At 72.0% G+C, this 1196-nt stretch carries 1 protein-coding gene and 1 pseudogene; both read left to right on the forward strand.

Going from position 1 to position 1196, the window contains the following annotated elements; all coding sequences use genetic code 11:
- Window positions 1–172: pseudogene (locus tag AC31A1_RS51675) on the forward strand (DNA glycosylase); the annotation flags it as partial.
- A 32-nt stretch (window positions 173–204) separates the two neighbouring features.
- Window positions 205–969, forward strand: coding sequence for an SDR family NAD(P)-dependent oxidoreductase (locus AC31A1_RS51680; RefSeq protein WP_489659954.1), 765 nt, complete (start codon window positions 205–207; stop codon window positions 967–969).
- Window positions 970–1196 lie beyond the last annotated feature (227 nt).

The following is a 1196-nucleotide window of genomic DNA, read 5'->3' on the forward strand; positions in this document are numbered from 1 at the left end:
CGTCTACGGCCGCGCCCCCCGCCCCTGCCTCCGCTGCAACACCTCCATCCGCACGGCCAACCAGGGCGACGGCTCCCGCGACCGCCCCACCTACTGGTGCCCGACCTGCCAGATCGGACCGGCGCCGGGCACCACCTCACCCCGCGGAACTCAGCACCGTACGACTAATTGACGACCCGTCAGAAACCCTCGTACCGTCGGTTCATGCCCGTCAAGGCGTACGACCTCACCGGACGCACCGCATTCGTCACCGGCGCCGCCAGCGGTATCGGACGCGCCTCCGCCGTGCTGCTCGCCGAGGCGGGCGCCACCGTGCACTGCGCCGACCGCGACGCGCAGGGCCTGCACGAGACGGCGACCCTGATCAAGGACAAGGGCGGCACCGCCCGCACCCACCACCTCGACGTCACCGACCGCGCCCAACTGAAGCAGGCCGTGGACTCCTGCGAGGACCTGCACGTGATGGCCGCGGTCGCCGGGATCATGCACAGCAGCACGGTGCTGGAGACCCGGGACGAGGATCTCGACCGGGTGCTGAACGTCAACTTCAAGGGTGTCCTGTACGCCTGCCAGGAGGCGGCCAGGCTGATGCTCGACCGCGGCACCAAGGGCAGCATTGTCACCATGGCGTCCGGCGCGATCGACACCGGAGGGGCCGGACTCCTCTGCTACAGCGTGACCAAGGCTGCCGTCGTCCAGCTGACGAAGACGCTGGCGACGGAGCTGGGTCGGCACGGCATCCGCGTCAACGCGGTCGCGCCGGGCTGGGTCCGCACGCCCATGACCGACCACCACGAGGCCGAGGCCCAGGCCCGTACGGAGGCGCTGATGGTCCGGCTGTCGCCGCTGGGCCGGGTAGGTGAGCCGGAGGACATCGCCCACGCCGTGCTGCATCTGGCGTCGGACGCGTCGTCGTTCACGACGGGCCAGATCCTCCGCCCGAACGGCGGCGTGGCGATGCCTTGGTAACCGGCACCGACTCGACGCCCGGCGACGGTCCGGTGGCCGACGACGGCCAGGCTCCCGGCGACGGTCCGGCCCCCGGCAATGGCCCATCCGCCGGCCACACCCCAGCCTCCGTCGCACCGGGGTCAGTCGGCACCCCAGAGTCCGCCACGCCGAGGTCCGGCGAAACCCCAGCAACGGGCACAACGGACACCCGCCAGGCCGCCCTCCACCGCCCTGCGGCCACAGCC

Source organism: Streptomyces sp. P5F9 (assembly GCF_057961495.1).